This window comes from Bradyrhizobium australafricanum, assembly GCF_020329495.1.
Classification (GTDB): domain Bacteria; phylum Pseudomonadota; class Alphaproteobacteria; order Rhizobiales; family Xanthobacteraceae; genus Bradyrhizobium; species Bradyrhizobium australafricanum.
In genome coordinates this window covers 68,983-91,709 of record NZ_JAGKJL010000035.1, presented here as the reverse complement: position 1 = coordinate 91,709, position 22,727 = coordinate 68,983, and the positions used below count along the sequence as shown (strand labels likewise).

At 61.2% G+C, this 22,727-nt stretch carries 19 protein-coding genes and 1 pseudogene; 8 read left to right on the top strand and 12 right to left on the bottom strand.

What is annotated here, in order from left to right; all coding sequences use genetic code 11:
* Window positions 1-46: 46 nt before the first annotated feature.
* Window positions 47-249 (top strand): annotated as a pseudogene (locus tag J6525_RS27790) (hypothetical protein); the annotation flags it as partial.
* Here J6525_RS27790 and J6525_RS27785 read toward each other — a convergent pair.
* Window positions 236-3,286 (bottom strand): M10 family metallopeptidase C-terminal domain-containing protein, encoded by a 3,051-nt coding sequence (locus J6525_RS27785; protein WP_225647035.1) that lies wholly within the window; start codon window positions 3,284-3,286, stop codon window positions 236-238. The pseudogene J6525_RS27790 and the gene J6525_RS27785 overlap by 14 nt on opposite strands.
* 200 nt (window positions 3,287-3,486) lie before the next feature.
* Here J6525_RS27785 and J6525_RS27780 point away from each other — a divergent pair, with 200 nt between their 5' ends.
* The 5 genes from J6525_RS27780 to J6525_RS27760 all read left to right on the top strand — a co-directional run bounded on the left by J6525_RS27780 (window position 3,487) and on the right by J6525_RS27760 (window position 7,767).
* Window positions 3,487-3,789 (top strand): hypothetical protein, encoded by a 303-nt coding sequence (locus tag J6525_RS27780; protein WP_225647034.1) that lies wholly within the window; start codon window positions 3,487-3,489, stop codon window positions 3,787-3,789.
* Between the two features lie 131 nt (window positions 3,790-3,920).
* Window positions 3,921-5,114 carry a CaiB/BaiF CoA transferase family protein gene (locus tag J6525_RS27775; RefSeq protein ID WP_225647033.1) on the top strand — a complete coding sequence of 398 codons (1,194 nt, stop codon included), beginning with the start codon at window positions 3,921-3,923 and terminating at the stop codon, window positions 5,112-5,114.
* 1,020 nt (window positions 5,115-6,134) lie between these two features.
* Window positions 6,135-6,410, top strand: coding sequence for a hypothetical protein (locus J6525_RS27770; RefSeq protein ID WP_225647032.1), 276 nt, complete (start codon window positions 6,135-6,137; stop codon window positions 6,408-6,410).
* Between the two features lie 351 nt (window positions 6,411-6,761).
* Window positions 6,762-7,145: a hypothetical protein gene (locus J6525_RS27765; protein ID WP_225647031.1), complete on the top strand. Its 384-nt coding sequence runs from the start codon at window positions 6,762-6,764 to the stop codon at window positions 7,143-7,145.
* A 22-nt stretch (window positions 7,146-7,167) separates the two neighbouring features.
* The gene (locus J6525_RS27760; protein ID WP_225647030.1) at window positions 7,168-7,767 is read left to right on the top strand and encodes a hypothetical protein; all 600 of its coding nucleotides are present in this window, start codon (window positions 7,168-7,170) and stop codon (window positions 7,765-7,767) included.
* Between the two features lie 106 nt (window positions 7,768-7,873).
* Here J6525_RS27760 and J6525_RS27755 read toward each other — a convergent pair whose 3' ends face one another.
* Window positions 7,874-8,086 (bottom strand): hypothetical protein, encoded by a 213-nt coding sequence (locus tag J6525_RS27755; protein ID WP_028337725.1) that lies wholly within the window; start codon window positions 8,084-8,086, stop codon window positions 7,874-7,876.
* A 216-nt stretch (window positions 8,087-8,302) separates the two neighbouring features.
* Complete coding sequence (locus J6525_RS27750) at window positions 8,303-8,548, bottom strand: DUF6471 domain-containing protein (RefSeq protein WP_225647050.1); 246 nt, start codon at window positions 8,546-8,548, stop codon at window positions 8,303-8,305.
* A gap of 172 nt (window positions 8,549-8,720) precedes the next feature.
* Between J6525_RS27750 and J6525_RS27745 the strand changes: the two genes are divergently transcribed.
* Complete coding sequence (locus J6525_RS27745; protein WP_225647029.1) at window positions 8,721-10,694, top strand: acyltransferase family protein; 1,974 nt, start codon at window positions 8,721-8,723, stop codon at window positions 10,692-10,694.
* An 808-nt stretch (window positions 10,695-11,502) separates the two neighbouring features.
* On the opposite strand, the gene J6525_RS27740 is transcribed toward J6525_RS27745, so the two are convergent.
* From J6525_RS27740 to J6525_RS27700, 9 genes are all read right to left on the bottom strand, one after another.
* Window positions 11,503-13,020 carry a tripartite tricarboxylate transporter permease gene (locus J6525_RS27740; protein WP_225647028.1) on the bottom strand — a complete coding sequence of 506 codons (1,518 nt, stop codon included), beginning with the start codon at window positions 13,018-13,020 and terminating at the stop codon, window positions 11,503-11,505.
* Window positions 13,021-13,042: 22 nt separating this feature from the next.
* Entirely contained in the window at window positions 13,043-13,585 is a 543-nt protein-coding gene (locus J6525_RS27735) for a tripartite tricarboxylate transporter TctB family protein (RefSeq protein ID WP_028337728.1), read from the bottom strand.
* A 76-nt stretch (window positions 13,586-13,661) separates the two neighbouring features.
* Window positions 13,662-14,762 (bottom strand): S-methyl-5-thioribose-1-phosphate isomerase, encoded by a 1,101-nt coding sequence (gene mtnA / locus J6525_RS27730; RefSeq protein ID WP_225647027.1) that lies wholly within the window; start codon window positions 14,760-14,762, stop codon window positions 13,662-13,664.
* A gap of 41 nt (window positions 14,763-14,803) precedes the next feature.
* Complete coding sequence (locus J6525_RS27725) at window positions 14,804-15,679, bottom strand: S-methyl-5'-thioadenosine phosphorylase (RefSeq protein ID WP_225647026.1); 876 nt, start codon at window positions 15,677-15,679, stop codon at window positions 14,804-14,806.
* A 135-nt stretch (window positions 15,680-15,814) separates the two neighbouring features.
* Window positions 15,815-16,792, bottom strand: coding sequence for a Bug family tripartite tricarboxylate transporter substrate binding protein (locus J6525_RS27720; protein ID WP_375166564.1), 978 nt, complete (start codon window positions 16,790-16,792; stop codon window positions 15,815-15,817).
* A 253-nt stretch (window positions 16,793-17,045) separates the two neighbouring features.
* Window positions 17,046-17,843, bottom strand: coding sequence for an enoyl-CoA hydratase/isomerase family protein (locus tag J6525_RS27715; RefSeq protein ID WP_168858734.1), 798 nt, complete (start codon window positions 17,841-17,843; stop codon window positions 17,046-17,048).
* A gap of 48 nt (window positions 17,844-17,891) precedes the next feature.
* On the bottom strand, window positions 17,892-19,085 hold the full coding sequence (locus tag J6525_RS27710; protein ID WP_225647024.1) for a pyridoxal-phosphate-dependent aminotransferase family protein: 1,194 nt from the start codon (window positions 19,083-19,085) through the stop codon (window positions 17,892-17,894).
* A 128-nt stretch (window positions 19,086-19,213) separates the two neighbouring features.
* The gene (locus J6525_RS27705; RefSeq protein ID WP_225647023.1) at window positions 19,214-20,497 is read right to left on the bottom strand and encodes an MFS transporter; all 1,284 of its coding nucleotides are present in this window, start codon (window positions 20,495-20,497) and stop codon (window positions 19,214-19,216) included.
* Between the two features lie 45 nt (window positions 20,498-20,542).
* Window positions 20,543-21,745, bottom strand: a complete 1,203-nt coding sequence (locus tag J6525_RS27700; RefSeq protein ID WP_225647022.1) for a pyridoxal-phosphate-dependent aminotransferase family protein — start codon at window positions 21,743-21,745, stop codon at window positions 20,543-20,545.
* A 132-nt stretch (window positions 21,746-21,877) separates the two neighbouring features.
* Here J6525_RS27700 and J6525_RS27695 point away from each other — a divergent pair, with 132 nt between their 5' ends.
* On the top strand, window positions 21,878-22,630 hold the full coding sequence (locus J6525_RS27695) for a GntR family transcriptional regulator (RefSeq protein WP_092088147.1): 753 nt from the start codon (window positions 21,878-21,880) through the stop codon (window positions 22,628-22,630).
* Window positions 22,631-22,727 lie beyond the last annotated feature (97 nt).

The window sequence follows — 22,727 nt, the reverse complement described above, 5'->3', positions numbered from 1 at the left end:
CCTCAAGCCCAACCATCGGCGCAAAAGGCACACAAGCCATCGCGCCCCCTCATGGGCAATCAAACATCCGTTCAACAAGCCTCTCCATGCCGAGCGTCACGTGATCGAACGCTGCTTCTCAAAACTGCAGCGGTTCAGGCGCGTCGCAACGCGCTACGAAAAACCGCCCGAAATTACTTCGCCATCTTAACGATCGCTACCGCTCCGCTCTGGCTAAGGCAACTGTCCACACGGCCTAATGGACAATGAAGTAGCCCGTGTTCAGGTCGGCCATACGTACGTTGGTTGTATCCCGCCCCATGACGGCATCATGAAAATCGCTCCCTAACTCGGACATGGCGTGGGATTGATCGCTCGGCGTTTCATGCAAGAGCTCCATCAGCTGTTTACAGGTAGTGACCAAAGAAAATCCATCAGGTGCGACAATTTCCGCGCTTCCGGCATTCACTACACCGCCCCCATCGATGTCCCGGTGAAATACGAAACTATCATTGCTAGCTGCGATCCAGGCCCCTTGCGATGCAGGACATGGAGTCACCGATGTCTGGCCGGTTACAGCAATCATAAGCGTGGAAATGCCAATCACTCCGTTGCCATCCAAGTGCTGTTGGACATTTGGCTCCAAGTGTTCCAGCGCGGCGCTACTTCCGGACACCACACCAATAGTATCCGAGATGGCGTTGCCGCTGCTGTCCGTGTTCCAAACGGTATGCCGATCGGCGCCCGAAACTTTCCAAGCAATTTCATATCCGTTTGCCGTCTGCTCCGCCCCGGTCGGCGTCCAGGCTCCGACCTGAGTGGATGCAGCAAAAGGCGTCCCGGCATGTTTGACTGATGGGCCCGTACCGCCGCTGACCGCATCGAGAGAATAGTAGCTGCCGATCTGGTCCAGTTTGGTCGAGCCGGCGGCTTCGACCACGGTTACGCTCGCCGCAGGTATGCCGCTCACGCCGTCGGCGTTGAGGTCCTGATGGAAGCTGCTCTCAAATGCTTCAAGGATTGTACTGCTTCCTGAGACAACCGCGGTCGCAGAGGAGACATAGTTGCCGTTGCTGTCGGCGTTCCAGACCAAGTACTGATCCGAACCGATCACCTTCCACGCAATCTGATATCCGTTTGCCGTCTGCTCCGCCCCGGTCGGCGTCCAGGCTCCGACCTGAGTGGATGCATCAAAAGGCGTCCCGGCATATTTGACTGATGGGCCCGTACCGCCGCTGACCGCATCGAGAAAATAGTAGCTGCCGATCTGGTCCAGTTTGGTCGAGCCGGCGGCTTCGACCACGGTTACGCTCGCCGCAGGTATGCCGCTCACGCCGTCGGCGTTGAGGTCCTGATGGAAGCTGCTCTCAAATGCTTCAAGGATTGTACTGCTTCCTGAGACAACCGCGGTCGCAGAGGAGACATAGTTGCCGTTGCTGTCGGCGTTCCAGACCAAGTACTGATCCGAGCCGATCACCTTCCACGCAATCTGATATCCGTTTGCCGTCTGCTCCGCCCCGATCGGCGTCCAGGCTCCGACCTGAGTGGATGCATCAAAAGGCGTCCCGACATATTTGACTGATGGGCCCGTACCGCCGCTGACCGCATCGAGAAAATAGTAGCTGCCGATCTGGTCCAGTTTGGTCGAGCCGGCGGCTTCGACCACGGTTACGCTCGCCGCAGGTATGCCGCTCACGCCGTCGGCGTTGAGGTCCTGATGGAAGCTGCTCTCAAATGCTTCAAGGATTGTACTGCTTCCTGAGACAACCGCGGTCGCAGAGGAGACATAGTTGCCGTTGCTGTCGGCGTTCCAGACCAAGTACTGATCCGAACCGATCACCTTCCACGCAATCTGATATCCGTTTGCCGTCTGCTCCGCCCCGATCGGCGTCCAGGCTCCGACCTGAGTGGATGCATCAAAAGGCGTCCCGGCATATTTGACTGATGGGCCCGTACCGCCGCTGACCGGATCGAGAAAATAGTTGCTGCCGATCTGGTCCAGTTTGGTCGAGCCGGCGGCTTCGATGACGATCGGCGGGATCACCGAGGAGCCCGCGATCGTGCGATCGGCAAACTGGAAATACTCAACGCCAGTGACGTTATCAATGCCCTCCGGTGAACCGGCGCGCTGGTCGCTTATCGTGAAGGTCTGCGAACTTGCGTTGTAGCTAACTGTGTAGTTCGCCCTGTTGCCCAAATACACAGCGGTGTCGGTGCCGGAGCCGCCGAAGATGGTGTCGTTGCCGCCGCCGCCGGTGATCGTATCGTTGCCCGAGCCGCCGTTCAGGACGTTGCCAATTGCGTTGCCCAAGATCGTGTCGTTGCCGGACCCGCCGTTGGCATTGTCGATGTAGGAACGCGCGTCGCCGTTATAGAGATAGGCGTTGTAGACGTTGCCCGATGCGTAATGGCCATCGCCGAGATAGGCTAGTTGAACGGAGGAGAATACCGACGACGCACCGGGGTTGAGGTTGATGCTCAGGTTCGTCGTGTAGTTCGACAGATCGTAGGTGTCGACGCCGCCGCCGTCCCACACAGTCTCGTAGATCCGGTTGGCCGAGCCGCCGACGCCCCCGCCGGGCGCGAGCTGCCCGACACCGTTGATGAACTCCTGCCCCGTGGTCGGATTCCAGGTGTAGACAGTGTTGCTGCTCTGGGTCGTGAAGTTCGCGCCGTACATCGTCTGGAGCGCGAGGATATCGTTGGCCATAAAGGTCTGCGGATATCCATAGGCCTCATTGGTGTAGCCGCTCGTCGCGGACGCCCCGACATAGCTGCGATAGCTCATGACGGTGTATTCGCTGTCGTCATGTGCGCTCGGCACGGCCACGTTGGCAACTCCGCCGGTCTCCTGGCTGTGCTTGAGACCAACGGCGTGGCCGAGTTCGTGGAGCGCGGTCGTGAAATAGTAGTTGCCAAGCTTGGCGAGCGAGTAATTGTATTGGGTCCCGAACCAGATGTCGCCGCCGGACGCATAATTGCCGGGGTAGTAGGCGTAGGAAGTCGGGTTAGCCGACGGCGATTGCGCGATCATGATGTCGGCGCCGTTCGTGCCCGCGTATTGGATGTTGGCGTTGGCGTAGCCGTTGATCAATCCAATGGCGTAGTTGATCGCAGCCTGCATTTGGGTCGGCGCCGAGGCAAAGCCCGACGTGGTCGGCTCGCTGCTGCCGCCAGCGTACGGATTGGCGTAGTCGCTGGGCGAATCCGGGAAACTATAGGTTATCGGGCCCGACCATTTGTAGCCCGACAGCAGGCCGTCTATGTCGGCGTCGTTGGTCTTGGTGACCGTGACAGCGGTAGCCAAAGGGAAACTCCGAAGCAGCAAGCCCATCCGATGCGAGGCGTTAACAGATGATTCTAGCTAGAGAGTTGAACGTTTGGTTTAAATGCGGCGAGAGCGCCCGGACCTCTGCCATAATGCGCGGTTAGCTATCAAACCCCGTACTCATACGAGGCGCAAGCAAGAACCTCGGTTCCCGCGGCGCCGGTAATTTGCAGGGTTTCATGAAACGATCTTCACTCGCGGCCGGCCTGTTTGGCGCCCTTGCGGCGCTCGCCGGATACAATCACACGCCCTTCGGAGGACTGCCCGTCATGGTGGAGAAGGCCAATGCGGATGACAGCGGCAAGGCGGGACGCTCGCCCACCATGCCAATGGCCCGCGATCCTGCTGCCGCGGTGGCCGAGGAATACGAAGCCGCCCGCCGGAAAGGAACGCGGGAGGCCTTTGAGCTTTTCATTGCGCGCTACGGCGATGACCCGCTGGCCGAGAAGGCGCGCTCGGAACTGAAGCGCCTGTCGCGCTGATCCCTTCACGCAGCGCAGCAAACCGCGCCAGCCATTGCATTTCGACAGGCGGCATCCGCGCTGGCCCAGGCTTGCCGCAGGGTCTTTCGGCGCTATGGTAGGCCCGCAATCTGTCCCGGAGCCCTTTCACAATGCCCTTTCCGCATGCCTCGGAAGCCCTGTCGCGTTTAACCGTGCTCGATCTGACCCGGGTCCGCTCCGGGCCGACCTGCGTGCGGCAGCTCGCGGATTGGGGCGCCAATGTCATCAAGATCGACGCGCTGACCGAGGATGCCGGTGGCGAGCAGCCGGGCGGCCCCCGGCGGGGTTCCGACTTTCAGAATCTGCACCGCAACAAGCGGGCCATGACGCTGAACCTGAAAGACGGTCGCGGGCTCGCCGTTTTCAAGCGCCTCGCCGCCAAGGCCGACGTCGTGGTCGAGAATTTCCGCCCCGACGTGAAGAGGAAGCTCGGCATCGACTATGAGAGCCTCGCCGCGATCAACCCGCGCATCGTCTATGGCAGCATCTCCGGCTTCGGCCAGGACGGCCCCTATCACAAGCGGCCGGGCTTCGATCAGATCGCGCAGGGCATGGGCGGGCTGATGTCGATCACCGGCGCGCCGGGCGGAGGGCCGATGCGGGTCGGCATTCCCGTCGCCGACCTCACGGCGGGCCTGTTCTGCGCCATGGGCATTCTCACCGCGCTCCTCGAGCGCGAGGTCTCCGGCAAGGGCCAGTGGGTGCAGACCTCGCTGCTCCAGGCACAGATCTTCATGCTCGACTTCCAGGCTGCGCGCTGGCTGATGGAGAGAGAGGTGGCCAAGCAGGCCGGCAACAACCACCCGACCAGCATCCCGACCGGCGTGTTCAAGACCTCGGACGGCTACATCAACATCGCCACCACGGGTGGGCGGATCTGGGAGCGTTGCGCGCAGGCGATCGGTGCGCCGGAGCTCTTTGGCCATCCCGACTACGCGACGGCCTCTGCCCGCTCAAAAAACCGCGACGCGCTCAACGCCGAGATCGAGAGGTGCACCGTGACGAAGTCGACCGAGACCTGGGTCCGCGAGCTCAACGAGGCCGGCGTGCCCTGCGGGCCGATCTATGCCATCGACCAGATGTTCGAGGACGCGCAGGTTAAGCATCTCGGCATCGCGCAAGACGTGCCGAACGATGAAGACCGCCACATCCGCCTGGTCGGCCAGCCCGTGACGCTGTCGCGCACGCCGAGCAAGATGGTGGTGCGGCCGCCGGAATTCGGCGAACAGACCGACGAGGTGCTGAAAGAGTTCGGCTTCGGCTCCGACGAGATTGCCAAGCTCAGGGACGCCAAGGTGGTGTGAGCCAGGTCAGAAACAACAATGCCCGGTAGATTGTCGGGCATCGAAGGGAGTTCGCGCTGCGCAGCTCAGTATTTGCAACGACCGGTGTTGGAGTGAACGCATAGTTGAAGCCGACACGCAGAATATGATTGTGGAAAGCTGACGTCCGCCTGGTTAGCGGTTCCGACGAAGTAAGTCTTACTTCCGAAATGCGTATTCGAGCTTCGCCGACCAATTCCGGGTGAACTTACGCTCGACGCCCGATCGAACCGACTCGGGTATCGGTGCTACTCACCGCCGCACCGATTGAAAAGCTGAACGCGCCGAACGGAGTCGTGCCGCCGAGATCCGCCCCGAAGACTTGGATCCCAAGGTTGACCGCGGACGAATACTTGAGCTCCCCAACAGCGAGACCACCGGTCGCATACCAGAGGGTCTGCGGACTAGATAGAAATCACCATTTGAAAAAGATAAGAAGTCCCACAAGAATCCAGAGGGGAGAGAAACTGAACAACAACGATGCCCAATAATAAAACTCTTTTCGAGTAGTCGCACGCCCACTCATACGCTTACTCCCGCTCACTGATTCACCGTAAAAATACGGTAGTGACCGCCTCCGCCAAGGGATAGGAGTCCTTATATTAAAAAAACTCTTTCACCGCTATTATGTTCGAGCTGCCGTCGACGTTGGTCGACGCCTTACCATTGGCTGGCCTGCATGATGACTTGGCTCATTCTCGCGGCAATTTCGATTTTGATCCTCGCACTGTGCGTCCGGGCGACATATCGATTTGCCTTTCGCGAGGGCCGCGAGCAGGGTTTGTCGGAGTCGTTTCAACTCTACGGAGGTACCCGGCGGTCACTCGATAAGGCTCCCCCACGGCGAGATCCTGATTGAGGTGTCGTTCTCTAAAATTACACGGTATGTCATACAGCGCTGGTGTCGACCGGCTCACACCGTTCGCTGTGGTCTATCTGATCGGCTTGCTGCCTTCGATTGCCGTCATTGCGCATCTTCTGCCTCGGGCAAGGAAACTGTTCATGACAATTTCTACGCGAGCTATCGTTACTGCTGCCGTCGTTATTAATATCATCTCGATTGGCTTGTCTGAGGTGCAGCGAAGGCAATTGGGCTCGACAGCGATAGATGCCACACTCGAGCTGCGTCGAATTGAGCAACAGCGGCTAGCCCAGCAGAGCATTGAGTTGGACCGAACCTACAAATTGATTGCAGAGGTCAACAATCGCATTAGCATGATCCAAGCTCAATTGCTCGGCCTTCAAGCGAGGGCGCAAGCCGTAAATGATGCCAAATAGCTATCAAGTGAGTGCCCTGCTTTTTGATTGGGAGAAGATGGTTCCGGCTCTCATGATCGCCGCGGGCCTCGCGCTGGTGCTGATAGGGTCTATTGCCGCGGCCCAGCACAAGCGATCGGAGAAGACTTGGGAAGACGGGGAAGCTGCAGCGCCGCGCCCCCGGATGGCGCCACTGCCGCGCCTGCTATCCACTCAACGGGACCGGGGCGAGTAAATTGCCATTTTTTCCGTTCTCGTCACGGAGATGCTTCTCTAAGTTGCATCGTGCTACGAGCAATCCGGGCCGGATACGGGACCACCGGCGCAGGTGTTGGTAGACCAAAGTTATTGTTGTTCAAGGGGTGGAAAACAATGCCTTCATTCAAGCTGCTCGCGCCATTTTCCCTTATCTACGCGCTGGGCATACTGGCCACGGCGGGGCACTTCTACCGCAAGCACGAAGGACGCTTAGGTGCACGCCAGACCTTGTGCGTACTCTTTTGGCCGGCTTGGTGGTTCCTGGAGCATAGTGTCCGAGAGACTATTGACGTCATTTCAGACGCGACCATAGGAACGGACGAGCGAGCGACACTTTCCTTCGGAGTTGGATTATTTGCGGCAGGACAATTTTTATTTTCTAACTGGGAAATGTGCAGTGGGGTCACATGCGCCGGCGTTGTATTGAAAAGCTCTGCCATGCTCTTCCCGCCGGTCGGCGCAACGTACCTGACTTGGCTTATCGCGCAGCTTGCATAGCACTCAGATGACGACACGGATCATGAACACGCCTGAAGAACTTCGGGGCAGACCATTTTGGGCACTTGATCCGACGATTCAAAGCCTTTCGTCTACGGACCACTCTGGAAATCCTGTGGACCCTCCTCTTCAGGACGTGACGACGCGGATACTGAAAATCAACAAATGGCACGCGCTCGCCGCGGTGCTGGTCATATACATCCCGATCGGGCTCTATCTGGACACTCTACCGCCCACCGATCCAACAATCATGTACGGGCCGTTCGAGTACTATGGCGGCTACGCTTGGCGCTACCAGCCATCCGTTTCGCGAGCAATAGCCGATACAGCTGAAGCACCCCATCAATCGCGACTTGAACTGACCGAGGATGGCCGTCCCCTCGGGCCGGCCCACTGCGCGGACATCGAAATTGGAGACATAGGGCACGGTCGGTTTTCCTATCGGAAGGATGATTGGGTTTTTCTCTATTTCTCGACAAGCGACAACAGTAATCCAAACACAAACGGCCGCATATATCGCGCCGTAGAACCGGCAGCTGTTGACCCGTTCCAGTCGATTAGAATACCTCCGCGTAAGCCCTGGATCTTCTGGCTGCTAGAAAAGATCCATTTTCATTCTTGAAGATCAATATCGAACCGAAGCACTAACGGCACCGCTAGAAGCGCGGTATTATGGCGCAAACGCCACAAGCCAAAAGAAGCGTGTCACCCCGGCGGGAGCACTTGGCCTAGTTCAAATTTGAAGTCGGCTTGTTTTGAGAAGAGCGATTTGACCGGATCAACAACACTATTGGCAGAGCAACCATCAGAGCCAGTACCGGCAGACCAATCGTCAGCACGGCGAAAACCGCCGGGTTGACAGTACCGAACAGCCACATAGCGCCTATTACAAACTCAACCGCGGCTAAGCCGATCAAACGGCCCTTGATTGCTGTGCTCATTTTGTTCCCCAAGGGCGCCCACTGAGGCACTGAGGCGGGCAATGGCAAATAACAACAACAAGCCGACAATCTCGCCGATGGCGGCATATAATCCCTCGGCCAAAACCGCGACGAGAAAGATCAATACCCCGACAATGGCGATAGAGACGTATCCAAGAGACGTATCCAGCGATTTCCATCCAGCGCGGGTACATGTCCGCAACTCTAGGACCGCGCCTAGATTTCTTCCAGCGCCACCTGTTCAAGTTCTAGCGCTGCAACGCAGGCAAGGAAGAAGATCGCCGTAAACGATCCACGTTTCACCTTCATCGTGATCCCGGCTTCGGTCTCATCCTTGAGGCCGTGCTTCTTCAGCCGCTTGACCAAATCGGCGTAGGTCACGTCGGCTTTCTTCATCTCGGCTTTCAGGAAGGCGCTCGCGCGCTCCCGGTAAAGTTCCGGGTCAGCTTGGCTTTGGCCCAGCGAGCCTCATTCGCCACCTTCAAGCTGCGAGGTCGGTCATTGATACACCTTTCAAAGAAAAAGCCGCCCGAAAGACGGCTTGGTGTGTCTTAGTGGTCACGGTCAGCGCTTGCTCGGGCGGGTTGTGCCGAGTAAGTTGCCGCACCCAGTTAAGAACGGGCGGGCACTAATCTTGAAATACCGCGCTGACATCGATGGCTTGCGGGCCATCGCCGTACTGTCTGTGTTGGCCTTCCATTACAATGCAGCTCTGCCGGGCGGCTTTACCGGCGTCGATGTTTTCTTCGTAATCAGCGGGTTCCTGATAACGCAGCAACTCGCTGGCGAGATCGCAAGCGGCACCTTCTCTATCCTCAACTTCTACGACCGTCGCATTCGACGTATTGTGCCCGCGTTGGCTGTAGTTTTGTTGACCGTCTTATTGCTCGGCAAGTTCCTCTTGCTGCCCGGCGATTACAAGGCGATGGCCGCCAGCGCCGCCTACGCGGCATTCGGCGCTTCGAACTTCTTCTTCCTGTCGAACACCGGCTATTTCGACCAAAGTTCCGATTTAATGCCACTCCTTCACACTTGGTCGCTTGGTGTCGAGGAGCAATTCTATCTGGCGTGGCCGCTGCTCTTGGCCCTCGTCGCTACCGGTCGAAAGCGGATCGACCTCGCCGCCATCATCGGCACCGCAGTTGTGATCGGTTTCGGCGCGAGCCTGCTCTGGCTCGACGCGGATCCCAAGGGCGCATTCTATCTGGTGCTGCCGCGCGCGTGGGAGCTCGCACTCGGCGCGTTGCTCGTGTTCCTGCCCCCTCTTCCGCAACGCCTCGGCGCCGTGGCAATCGCGACCGGCCTCGCGTTGATTGGCGCCGGCTTCATCTTTGTCAGCGCCACTGCTTTCCCAGGCGCGGCCGCGGTCTACCCATGCGTCGGCGCTGCGCTCGTAATCTGGCCGCGCCGGGACGAACCAAGGTTCAGCCATTGGCTCGGCAAGTTGCGTCCGATCGGGCTGATTTCCTACAGCCTGTATCTCTGGCATTGGCCCGTGTGGGTGCTGTTCCGCCATTACATCAATAACGCCGAGCCAAGCCGCCTAGAGGCAGTCGTGCTCGCAGCCGTCTCGATCGGCTTAGCAGTGGTGTCGTTTCGCTTCGTCGAGAAACCTTTCCGGCAACGCCGCTGGTTGCCGACGCGGACAGTACAGACAGGACTCGCGACGGGAATGGCCGTCTTTTGCCTCGGGATGTATGTAAACAGCGCCGACGGACTTCCGGAGCGCATCGCACCTGCCGTCTATTCGATGCGCAGCCTTGATGCGATGTGGGAATGGCCATGCAAGTACGAACCAGAGAAGACCTTAGGCGCTTCGTTCTGCACCTTCGGCCAGTCATGGAAGAAGGCTGGCTCGAAAGCATTCTTGTGGGGCGATAGCCACGCTGGGCACTTCGCCCCGATCATGGAAGCCGCGCAGCCAGATATGGGGTGGCTCCTTTACGAGACATGCCCGGCGTTCTTCAACGAGCATATTTACCGAACGTATACCGGTATTCCGAACTACCGGACGCAGTGCGCTGAACAACGCCGCAAAGCGATTGAGCTCATCAACAGCGATCCTTCAATTGACCTCATAGTTCTCGCTTCTGCGTGGGCTTACTATCCAGCGATTGCGCTCCAAGACGGGACGCTTGGAGAATTGAGCGGATCTGGCCTGATAGAGGCCGGAATAGAGGACCTCATGGCGAAGACGGCGAGACCCGGCCGTCGATTCGTCTTGGTAGGAACGGTTCCGCAACACATAGTTGATCCTATCCCGTGCGCGATGGCGCACCTTAACGGCTTGTGGCGCCGCGAGTGCACGCCCGATCCAAAAGAAATCCAGCAAATGAAGACCTATACAGTGACTTCGGACACGCTGCTCAAGCAGATCGCCGCGTCTCGATCTGACGTGGCCGCTGTCATACCGCGCGACGCGCTTTGCGATAAGGCCGGCTGTAAGGGCTATCTGAATGGCGAATTTCTGTACCGCGATGGTGGCCACATTCGCCGAAACCTATCGATGGAGACGAGACACCAGTTTGCAGACCTGATCGGCCTGACGAACGCACTGATGGAGAAGCCTGCTCGCGCGGAAGCTTCGGCCGCTCCTTCAAGTAACTAAATGTAGCCCGTTGCGGACCAGGCAACGACGACCGTCGTTCCCGGGTTATTGATCGAGAAGCCTGAAGTGGCAGCGGAAACTGCGTTCACGGGACTCGTTGTCCCGCCAGCGGTGCTGCAGCATACGATAGTCGTAATAGTCGTAACTGCCGTGAAGACGGCCGGAAAGATTACCGCTGTATTGGTGGCGCCCGTGGCCGTGGTTAGTCCCCAAATATGCAAACCGCCGTTGGGTAAGCGCCGATAGGCGGCGTAGCCTGACGCGCCTGGCGTTCCGACTTCATTGAATGATTTGATCGAGCCTAGCGTCACGTTGTCGGACACGTCGAGCAACTTCTGTGGAAGCGTACCGAGCCCCGGGGGACCTTCCGCGTACACATTTTCGAATTTGAAATTGCGGTTAATACAGGCGCTGTTGACGTTAAACGGAGCTGTCCGAGATTTTCATCGCGTTCGGTCCGGCTTTGCAGTGACGTTCGCCGCGCTGGTTTCGGTTTACGGCGTGATTGAGTTCGTCGTTTGGCTCGTGATGCGCCGACGCTCTCGTATCCGCACACATGGGGTAACGCACGCCAGCTTGTCCAATAATTCATACAGGAGATGAACTATGTTTCGTATGGGGCAGAAGGTGGTTCGGTTTAGTGGTGGCCCAGGCTGCGTCATCACCAACCATCTGAGCAGGAAGGACTACACGCATCCAGAGCTTGTCTGGCCGGCATCGCGCAGCGGCAACATTTGGAACCAAGACGACGCGCCTGGATAAGACCATCGCGACATAAGAGAACTGGGACACTGATCTAATTCAGTTCTCATGGTGTCTCCGTTTTGCTCCGCTGCCTCCAACTGACGCGGCCGACCAAACCATCGATCAAGGGCCAAAAAAGCAGCACGATTGCCAACGTCGTGATCGAGCCGACCAGTCCGTTCGACCAGAACACCTTCATGTCGCCGCCGGAGCCGATCATCGAGAGGCGGAACGCATCCTCGGCGCGGTTGCCGAGCACCAATGCGAGGGTGAAAGGCGCGAGCGGGATCCCGATCTTCTTGAAGACATAGCCGACGACGCCGAAGCCCAGCATCAGCCAGATATCGAACATCGCGTTCTGGATCGCATAGGCGCCGATCGCGCAGGACACCACGATCATCGGGGCTACGGCCGCGAACGGCACGCGCAGGATCGAGGCGAAGATCGGCACCGTGGTCAGCACTAGCACCAGGCCGACGACATTGCCGAGATACATCGAGGCGATCAGGCCCCAGACGAAATCCTTGTGCTCGACGAACAGCAGCGGCCCCGGGTTGAGGCCCCACACCATCAAGCCGCCGAGCAGGATCGCAGCGGTCCCCGAGCCGGGAATGCCGAGCGCCAGCATCGGCAACAGCGCCGAGGTGCCCGAGGCATGAGCGGCGGTCTCGGGCGCGAACACGCCCTCGATACGGCCCTTGCCAAAGCTCTCCTGATCCTTGGCGAAGCGCTTGGCGAGGTTATAGCCCATGAAGGAGGCCGCGATCGCGCCGCCCGGCGTGATGCCGAGCCAGCAGCCGATCACCGACGAGCGCAGCAGCGTCACCCAGTATTTCGGCAGGTCCTTCCACACCGAGAGCACAACGCGCGGGCTGATGCCGGCGGCGTGTCCGCGCAGCGCGAGGCGTTCCTCCATTGTGAGCAGGATCTCGCTGATGCCGAACAGGCCGATGACCGCGACAAGGAAGTTGATGCCGCGCAAGAGTTCCGCGGAGCCAAACGTCATGCGCAGCTGCCCGGACACCGTATCCATGCCGACGCCGGCGAGCAGCAGCCCGAGCGACATCGAAATGACAGTCTTGTGCTTGGCCTCGCGGCCGAGGCCGACGAAGGAACAGAAGGTCAGGAGATAGACGGCGAAGAATTCCGGTGGGCCGAACCTCAGCGCAAACGACGAGATCATCGGCGCCAGGAAGGTGATCAGCAGCACCGCGACCAGCGAACCGACGAAGGAGGAGGTGAACGCCGCGGTGAGCGCTTCGGCCGCCCTGCCCTGCTGCGCCATCGGATAGCCGTCAAAGGTGGTCGCGACCGACCAGGCTTCGCCCGGAATATTGAACAGGATCGAGGTGATGGCGCCGCCGAACAACGCGCCCCAGTAGATGCACGACAGCATTACGATGGCGGAGGTCGGATCCATCGTGAAGGTCAGCGGCAGCAGGATCGCGACCCCGTTGGGGCCGCCAAGCCCGGGCAGCACGCCGACAAAGATGCCGAGCACCAGCCCGACCATCATCAAGAGCAGCGTCTTCCACGTTAGAAGGACGGCAAAGCCGTGCAGCAGGAGACCGAAAGCTTCCATGTTTCGAAATCCTGTCGGTTCGCTAGCGGCCGAGAGCCGCTTCGAGCGGTCCCTTCGGCATGATGACGTCGAAGACGATGTCGAAGGTCACGAACATCACGGCGGTGAAGACGAAGGCGGTGAGCAGCGACTTCCACAGCGCGATCTTGCCGACGAGGCGCATGAAGCCTGCGATCAGGAGAAAGCTCGCGACATAGAGGCCGAGATATTGGGTGGCGAGGCAGAACAGCAATGTCGGCACGAACACCGCCATCACCCGGCGAAGCTGGGACCGGGTGACAAAGGTCTCGGCGGCTTCCCGGCGCGAGAGGAAGGCCGCGCCGAGACCATAGAGGCTGGCACCGCCGAGGATGACCGAGAGGTAGAACGGAAAATAGCCCGGCTGCGGCCCGGTCGAGTCCCACGACGCACCGGTGCGCCAATTGTCCCAGCCGAGCACCACGGCGAGCGCAAGCAGAAGCAGCGACACGACGACGTCGACGACGCCGGTGCTGACGACCGCCGGCGAGTTATCTTCAGGTGCGGTCGGATCGTCGACGACGATCTCAAGTTCGGTATTGGACATGGATGAGACGGTCTGGGTTGCGAGGGCAACGATTGGGATAGCGTGCAGATGCAACCACCGTCAATGCAGCCTTCAGCTAAACGGTGGAACGTTCGGGAAAGGCGCTCGCAAGTGCAGCACGCTCCGGCTTGAGAACGCCGCGCTCGGTGATCAATCCGGTCACAAGCCGCGCCGGCGTGACGTCGAAGCCGAAATTGGCGACCGACGAGCCGTCCGGAACCACGCGCACGGTCTCGATCCGGCCATCCGCCGTGCGTCCCGTGAGGTGCGTCACCTCGTCGGCCGCGCGCTGCTCGATCGGAATCTGCCTGACACCGTCATCGATACTAAAGTCGATGGTCGGTGACGGCAGCGCAACATAGAACGGCACGCTGTTGTCGCGGGCCGCGAGCGCTTTCAGATAGGTGCCGATCTTGTTGCAGACGTCGCCATTGGCAGCGACGCGATCGGTCCCGACGATCGCGAGATCGACCATGCGCTGCTGCATCAGATGGCCGCCGGTATTGTCGGGGATCACGGTGTGCGGCACGCCGTGGTGCCCGAGTTCCCAGGCGGTGAGCGAAGCGCCCTGATTGCGCGGACGCGTCTCGTCGACCCAGACATGGACCGGAATGCCGCGATCGTGCGCTTGGTAGATCGGCGATGTCGCCGTTCCCCAATCCACGGTTGCAAGCCAGCCGGCGTTGCAATGCGTCAGGACGTTCACCACCTCGCCCGGCTTCTTGGTCGCGGCGATCATCTCGATCAGGCCGAGCCCGTGACGGCCGATCTCGCGGTTGATCTCGACATCCTCGTCGGCGATCTCGCGCGCGCGGGCATAGGCCGCCTCGGCGCGGACCGAAGCCGCGAGCGGCGCCAGCGCGCGTTGCATCTCGTCGATAGCCCATTTCAGATTGATCGCGGTCGGCCGGGTCGCAAGCAGCATCTTGCCGGCGCGCTCGAGCGCCGCATCGGAGGCATCGGCGCGCATCGCGAGCGCCATGCCATAGGCTGCGGTGGCGCCGATCAGCGGCGCGCCGCGAACCAGCATCGAGCGGATCGCCTCGCCGGCCTCGTCCGCAGTGGCGAGTTTGGCGACGATGAATTCATGCGGCAACCGGCGCTGATCGATCGCGCCGACCGACCAGCCGTCGGGCTCGAGCCAGATGCTGCGAAAATGTCGTCCATCGACTTTCATGTCCTACGTCCTTCGCGTCGCGCGTTCGCTAGAGGACTTCCTCACGACCGCAGCACCCGTCCGGCGACAGCATCGAGCTTGGCCAGCAGTTGCGGATCGCGGGCCGCGGGTGCCGTGATCAGAGCGGTATCCAGCGCCCGATCCGAACCGACCGGGCAGGGCTCGTGCTCGCGCGGGAAATCCCGCGCCAGCCGCGCGACCAGCGCCTTTGCCTTCTCGGCGTTCGAATTCAGCACACGGATGATATCCTGCACCGTCACGGCATCATGCGCCGGATGCCAGCAATCGAAATCGGTGACCATCGCCACGCTGGCGTAGCAGATCTCGGCCTCGCGGGCGAGCTTGGCTTCCGGCATGTTGGTCATGCCGATCACCGAATAGCCCTGCGCCTTGTAGGTCAGGCTTTCGGCGAGCGAGGAGAACTGCGGCCCCTCCATGCAGAGGTAGGTGCCGCCGCTGGCGAACGTGATGTCTTCGGCCTCGGCAGCGGCGGCGAGATGCCTCGCCAGCAACGGCGACACCGGATGCGCCATCGAGACATGCACGACGCAGCCCTTGCCGAAGAACGAGCTCTCGCGCTTGTGGGTGCGATCGACGAACTGGTCGACCAATACAAACGTGCCCGGCGGCAGCTCTTCCTTGAACGAGCCGCATGCGGACAGCGCCACCAGGTCGGTGACCCCCGCCCGCTTTAGCACGTCGATATTGGCGCGATAGTTGATGTCGGACGGCGACAGCGCGTGTCCACGGCCGTGGCGCGGCAGGAACACGATCGGGAGTCCCGCCATCTCGCCGCGGCGGAGCGGCGCGGACGGCTCGCCCCAAGGGCTTGTGATCGCCTCCTCGCGGACATGTTCCAGGCCCGGCAGATCGTAGATGCCGGATCCACCGATGATCCCTAACATGGCTTTGGTCATGATCGCTCCTCACGGTCCCGCAACGGCGCCGGAGGGGTGACCCAAGCCCGATCGGGCTCGCCGGACGTTCGGCCATATTGCGGCGCAGTAATCACTGCGCCGCAGCCGCTTGCAAGGCAATTCCGGACCGGACCGCTATTTTGCGACGAACCCTGCCGTGTTCATCAGCGAGGCATTCTGCTTGTCGTCATCCTCGAGGAACTCGACCATGTCCTTGCCGGTGAGGAAGATCGGCTTCAGTGCCTGCTTCTCCATGTAGTCCTTGTATTCAGCCGTCTGCGTCACCTTCTGAAACAGGTCGACATAGAACGCCTGCTGCTCCTGCGTGACCTTGCCCGGCAGGAACATCGCGCGCAGCATCAGATACTGCACGTCGAGCCCCTCCTCCTTGCAGGTCGGGATGTCGTTCCAGGATTGCGTGTCGGTGACCTTGGTCTTGTAGGAGATGCGCTCCTTGTCGAACACGCAGAGCGCGCGAACCTGTCCGGCACGCCAGACTTCGAGGTTCTCGCTCGGATTGTTGACGTTGGACTCGGTATGGCCGCCGACCAGCTGGGTCGCGGCCTCGCCGCCGGACTTGTACGGCAGGTAGGAGAATTTTGCGCCGGTCTTCTGCTCCATGAACACGGTCAGCACGTGATCCTCACGCTTGGAGCCGGTGCCGCCCATCTTGAACGGCGCACTGGCCGCCTTCGCGGCAGCGATGAACTCCTTCACGGTCTTCGGACCGGAGGCGTTGTCCCACAGCACGAACTGGTCGAGTGCGATCACCGACACCGGGGTGAGGTCGCGCCAGTTGAACGGAATCTTAGCCGACAGCGGCAGCATGTAGATCAGCGAATAGGCGATCAGCACCTTGTTGGGATCACCCTCGCTGGACTTCATGTACATCAGCGCTTCCGCACCCGACGCGCCGCCCTTCAGCGATACCACCATCGGCTGCTTCATCAGATTGTTCTTCTGGATCGCCGCCTGCATCATGCGCGCCATCTGGTCTGAGGCGCCGCCGGCACCGGCCGCGACTACGATTTCGACCGGCTTGCTCGGCTCCCAGCCGGCAAAGGCCGGCGTGCTCAGCAAGAGGGCCGCGATTGCAGCCGTGGTTTTTACAATCTGTCCCACGTGTTTCTTCCCTATCTATTTGTTCGGCTTGGCAAAACCTGCGAGGTGGCGGGCTCGCGTCATTGTGCCGAGAATGAAGGTGAGTTCAAGCCGCGAACTGCCGCATGGCCTATGACTTTGGAATGAGGTGGGGACGCTCAGGACCAACAATCAAAACAGCGCGGAGTCTGTCTCGGGCCCATGCTTTCTGACAACGGGGATCAATGCGAAAAGCGCGCTTTCCGCCAGGAATCCAGGACGACCGTTACTTGCCTTTGAAGTTGGGCGCGCGCTTGTTGAGGAAGGCGTCCATGCCCTCGCGGAAATCCTCGCTCATATAGGCGCGCAGGATCAGGTCCTCGCCCTCCTCGCGCGACAGCGTGCGGCGGATGCGGCGCACCGCTTCCTTGGTCACTTCGAGCGTGATCGGCGCGTGGCCCGCGACGAGCTTCGCCGTCTCGGTGGCGCGGCGCTGCAACGTCTCCACATCGGGGACGACTTCATTCAACAGCCCGAGCGCCAGCGCTTCCGGCGCCTCGACGAGGCGCGCCTTGAAGATCAGATCCTTGGTCCGCGCCGGACCGATCAGCGACACCAGCCGCGAGATGTTGGACATCGAGAGGCAGTTGCCGAGCGTGCGCGCGATCGGGAAGCCGATCCGCGTCGCCTCAGTGCCGATCCGGATATCGCAGCAGGCGGCGATGCCGGCGCCACCGCCGGTGCAGGCGCCGGCGATCGCCGCGATCACAGGCACACGGCACTGCTCGAGCGTTCCCAGCACGCGATCGATCCGCGCCTCATAGTCGAGCGCATCCTGCGCCGTCTTGAACGCGCGGAACTGCGAGATGTCGGTGCCCGAGGCGAACGCCTTGTCGCCCGTGCCGGTCATGATCAGCGCCTTGATGGAGTGATCCTGATTGATGTTCTCACAGATCGCGGCCATCTGCTCGTACATCGCAAAGGTCAGCGCATTGCGCGCCTGCGGCCGGTTGAACGTGATGCGCGCGATCCCGTCCTCGACGGAGTAGATCAGGTCTTCGGTCGAAGTGACGGGCGCGTTCATGTCTCGCTCTTTCTGTTGTTTGCGATTCGGTTTCAGGCGACAGCCTTTTTAAGCGACAGCCTTCGACTGCGCGGCGTCGTGGCCCTTCAGGACCTCCATCGCCGCCAGCACGCCGCCGCCGCGATGCGGCACCTTGGCCAGATCAAGCCCCATCTCGACGCCGGACAGCGTGCCCATCAGCATCAAATCGTTGAAGTGGCCGATATGGCCGATCCGGAACACCTTGCCCTTGACCTTGTTGAGGCCGGTGCCGAGCGACATGTCGAAATTCTCCAGCACGACCTTGCGGAAGTGGTCGGCGTCGTGGCCGTCAGGCACCCGCACCGCGGTCAGCGCCGGCGAGTGTGCGCCCTGCTCCTGGCACTGTGTCTCGAGGCCCCAGACCTTGATCGCCGCGCGCGTCGCCTCGCTGTGGCGCTTGTGGCGGGCGAAGACGTTCTCGAGGCCCTCTTCCTCCAGCATATTCACGGCCTCGCGCAGGCCGAACAGGAGGTTGGTGGCGGGCGTATAGGGCCAGGTGCCGGCCTTGTTGATGTTGATGACTTCCTGCCAATCCCAATAGGAGCGCATGCCCGGATTGGCCTTGGCCACGGCGAGCGCCTTCTCCGACACGGCGTTGAAGCCGAGGCCGGGCGGCAGCATCAGGCCCTTCTGGGAGCCGGCGATGGAGACATCGATGCCCCAGGCATCATGCTCATATTCCAGCGAGCCGAGGCCGGAGATGGTGTCGACCATCAAGAGTGCCGGATGCTTCAGCGTGTCGAGGATCTTGCGGACGTCGCGCGGATAGGTGACGCAGGCGGTCGAGGTCTCGTTATGGACCACGCAGACCGCCTTGATCTTGTGCGCCTTGTCGGCGGACAGCCTGGCCTCGATCTGCTCGAGGTCGGCGCCGTGGCGCCAGTCGCCCGAGATGAAATCGACGTCGAGCTTGAACTTGTCGGCAATGCCATGCCACAGCACCGCGAACTGGCCGGTCTCGCACATCAGGACCTTGTCGCCGGGCTGCAGCGTGTTGACGATCGCAGCCTCCCAGGCGCCGGTCCCCGACGACGGGTAGATAATCACGGGCTGCTTGGTGCGGAACACACGCTGCATCGCAGAAAGCACGGCGAAACCGATCTCGGCAAACTCGGGACCGCGATGGTCCATGGTCGGCATATCCATGGCCCGCAGCACCCGGTCCGGCACGTTGGTCGGTCCCGGAATCTGCAGAAAATGCCTTCCAGTATGCACGGTCATGAGCGTCTTTCCCGGTCTCGTCTTGGTCGTGGTGAGCCGCTCGCATATCACTATTCGCCGGGTTTGTCCTAGGCCCGGCGGGGGTCCGTCATGCATATCTGACGGCGCTCCGCCGGGCCGGCAGCGCCTCATTCGGCGGCTACCAGCTTGCCCGGCACCACCGATTCGTTCGTCTCCTCGAACGGCCTTTCGGGATGCATCAGAAACGCCGAGAAGCCGCCGACCAGCAGCAGTCCCATCGACATCAGGAACGGCAGGTACCAGTTTCCGGTGGCGTCGATGACGAAGCCGGCGACCAGCGGCGAGACGATGGCCGCGAAAGCCGAGCCGGTGTTCATGATCCCGGCGGCGGTGCCGGAATATTTCGCCGCGATGTCCATCGGGATCGACCACATCGGCCCGATCGCGAGTTCGGCGCAGAAGAAGCCGGCCGACAGGCAGAGCGCCACCACCGTGATGTCGTGGACGAACAGGATCGGCATCAGCGACAGCAGCGCGCCGGCGAAGCCCACGACCGTCACGCTGAGTCGTGCCAGCCGTACATTGCCGGTGCGCTCGAGAATGCGATCGGAGATGACGCCGCCGATGCTGTCCCCGACGACGCCGGCAAAGAACACGCCGGACGCGAACAGCGCCGAGTTCTTCAGATCGAGGCTGTAGTTGTTCTTGAAGAACAGCGGCAGCCAGTTGAGATAGAGCCACAGGCACCAGCCGTAGCAGAAATAGGTCAGCGTCACCGGCCACATCCGCTGCAGCAGCGGTCCCCACGGCACCTTCGGCCGCTCGCCTTTCGGCCGCGGCGGCAAGGTCGCAAGCTCGGCCGCGGTGATCGAGCCATGGTCCCGCGGCTCGTTGCGGAAGTACCAGACCCACGCAACGCCCCAGATCAGACTGACAAAGCCAAGCACGACGAACGCGCCGCGCCAGGTCAGCCAGAGGATCAGCAGCGCGACCACCGGCGGAGTGATGGCATTGCCGAGCCGCGCGAATGAATGCGTCAGGCCTTGCGCGAAACCGCGGCGGTTCGCCGGCGTCCAGTACTGCATCGCGCGCGTCGCGGTCGGAAACGTCGCGCCTTCGCCGAACCCCAGCGCGAAACGCGCGACGAACAGCGCGGCAAGGCCATGGACAAAGCCGGTCATAATGGTCGCCGCGGCCCAGATCATGCCGCACCAGAACAAGGTCTGGCGCGGCCCGAAGCGATCGCCGACCCAGCCGCCGATCACCTGGAACAGCAGGTATGGATAGGCAAAGGCCGAGAACACCAGGCCGAGTTCGGTGTTGGACAGGCCGAGCTCCTTCTGGATCTCGCCGGCCGCGGTGCCGATGTTCACCCGGTCCACATAGGTGATGAAATACATCACGCAGAGCATGGCCAACACGACATGGGTGGCCTTGAACCGAAGCCTCATATCCCCTCCCCCGCGATTTTTTTGAGTTTGTTGAGGCGCTGGCTGCTAGGTGCCGACGACTTTCAGATGCGGCGGTGTATTGCGCTGGTCGCGCTGTTCGAGAAGCTTCATCGCCGCCTCGACGCCGCCCGAGCGGTGCGGGACGCCGGCGACCGACAGCCCCATCTCGACGCCCGTCAGCGCGCCAAGCAGCGTCAGCTCGTTGCACTCGCCGAGATGACCGATACGGAACACCTTGCCCGCGACCTTCGACAGGCCGGCACCCAGCGACATGTTGAAATTGTCGAGCACGACCTTGCGGAACTGATCGGCATCATGTCCGGGCGGCATCATCACCGCGGTCAGCACCGGCGAGAATTCCGAGGGCTCCTGGCACAGCACCTCGAGCCCCCACTGATTGACGGCGGCGCGCGTGGCGGCGGCCAGCCGCAGATGGCGGGCGAACACGTTGTCGAGCCCCTCCTCCAGCAACATCGCGATCGCCTCGCGCAGCCCGTAGAGCAGATTCGTCGCCGGCGTATAGGGGAAGAAGCCCTTGGCGTTCGGCTTCAGCATTTCCTCCCAGTCGAAATAAGAGCGCGGCATCTTATTGGTGCGCGACGCGGCGCGCGCCTTCTCCGAGATGGCGTTGAAGCCAAGGCCGGGCGGCAGCATGAAGCCCTTCTGCGAGCAGCTGACGCTGACGTCGACCTTCCACTCGTCGTGCCGGTAATCGACCGAGCCGAGTGAGGAAATGGTGTCGACCATCAGGAGCGCCGGATGCGCGGTGCGGTCGATGGCAGTACGGATGTCCGCGATCCGGCTGGTCGCACCGGTCGAGGTCTCGTTGTGGACGACCATCACCGCCTTGATGCTGTGCGCGGTGTCGGCGGCAAGCCTTGCTTCGATCTGGGCGGGGTCCGCGCCACGCCGCCAGTCGCCGGGTATGAAATCCACCTCGATGCCGAAGCGGCCGGCCATCTGCCGCCACAGTGTGGCGAAGTGGCCGGTCTCGACCATCAGGACCGTGTCGCCCGGCGACAGGGTGTTGACGATCGCGGCCTCCCAGGCGCCGGTCCCGGACGACGGGAAGATCACCACCGGCCCTTTGGTCTGAAACACCTTCTGGCTGCCCTCGAGCACGGCACGGCCGAGCGCGGCGAATTCGGCGCTGCGGTGGTCGATGACCGGCATATCCATCGCCCGAAGGATGCGATCTGGGACCGGGCTTGGCCCTGGAATCTGCAGAAAATGGCGCCCTTGATGCATGAGAACCTCCCAATCGCCGGATTTCGGCTCCTCAGCGAGCTATTTTGCATTCATTTTTTGTCTTTTCAATCCAATTTTGGTATTCGATTGAGAGCATCGACGCGACCGCGCCCGCAAATTATTGTTCAGAATATGAAATCCGCGATTCCCGAAGCCGGGGTTCCAATCAGTCCGCCAGCCGCCGGCAATGGCAGCGACCGCCAGGAGGCCTCGCTTCACGGCGAAATCCTGCTGCGGCTCCGCGACTATGTGGTGGAAGGCAACATTCCCGAGGGCGCCCGCGTTCCAGAGCGGCAGCTCTGCGAGATGCTGGGGATCTCAAGGACGCCGCTGCGCGAAGCACTCAAGGTGCTGGCTGCCGAGGGCCTGATCGAGCTCTTGCCCAACCGCGGCGCGCGGGTGCGCCGGCTCAGCCCGCGCGACCTCGAGGAATTGTTCGACGTCATGGCCGGGCTCGAGAGCCTCGCCGGACGACTGGCATGCGAGATCATCACCGACGAAGAAATCGTCGCGATCGAGCGGCTGCATTACGAGATGTACGGCCATTATCTGCACCGCGACATGCACGGCTATTTCCAGACCAACCAGCAAATCCACGAGAGCATCGTTGCGGCCGCACGCAACGAGACGCTGAAGGCGACCTACGCCAACTTCGCCGGCCGGATCCGCCGCGTCCGCTATTCCGCCAATTTCGCCCGCAAGCGGCAGCGCTGGGCCGAGGCGATGCGCGAGCACGAGGCGATCCTCGATGCGCTGCGCCGGCGCGCGGCAAGCGAACTCAGCGACATCCTGTTCCAGCACCTGCGCAACAAGCGGGCCGCCGCCATCGATCACCTCGCGGAGGGGACGGACAGCGGCCTGGAGACGACGCCCCAGAACGACTAAAGGGGCCAACACAAGGATGGCTGGAGGGCAGCTATCCTTGCCCATTATGAATTCATAATGTAATTCTCACGTCGAGAGAATGCATAATCCATGAGCA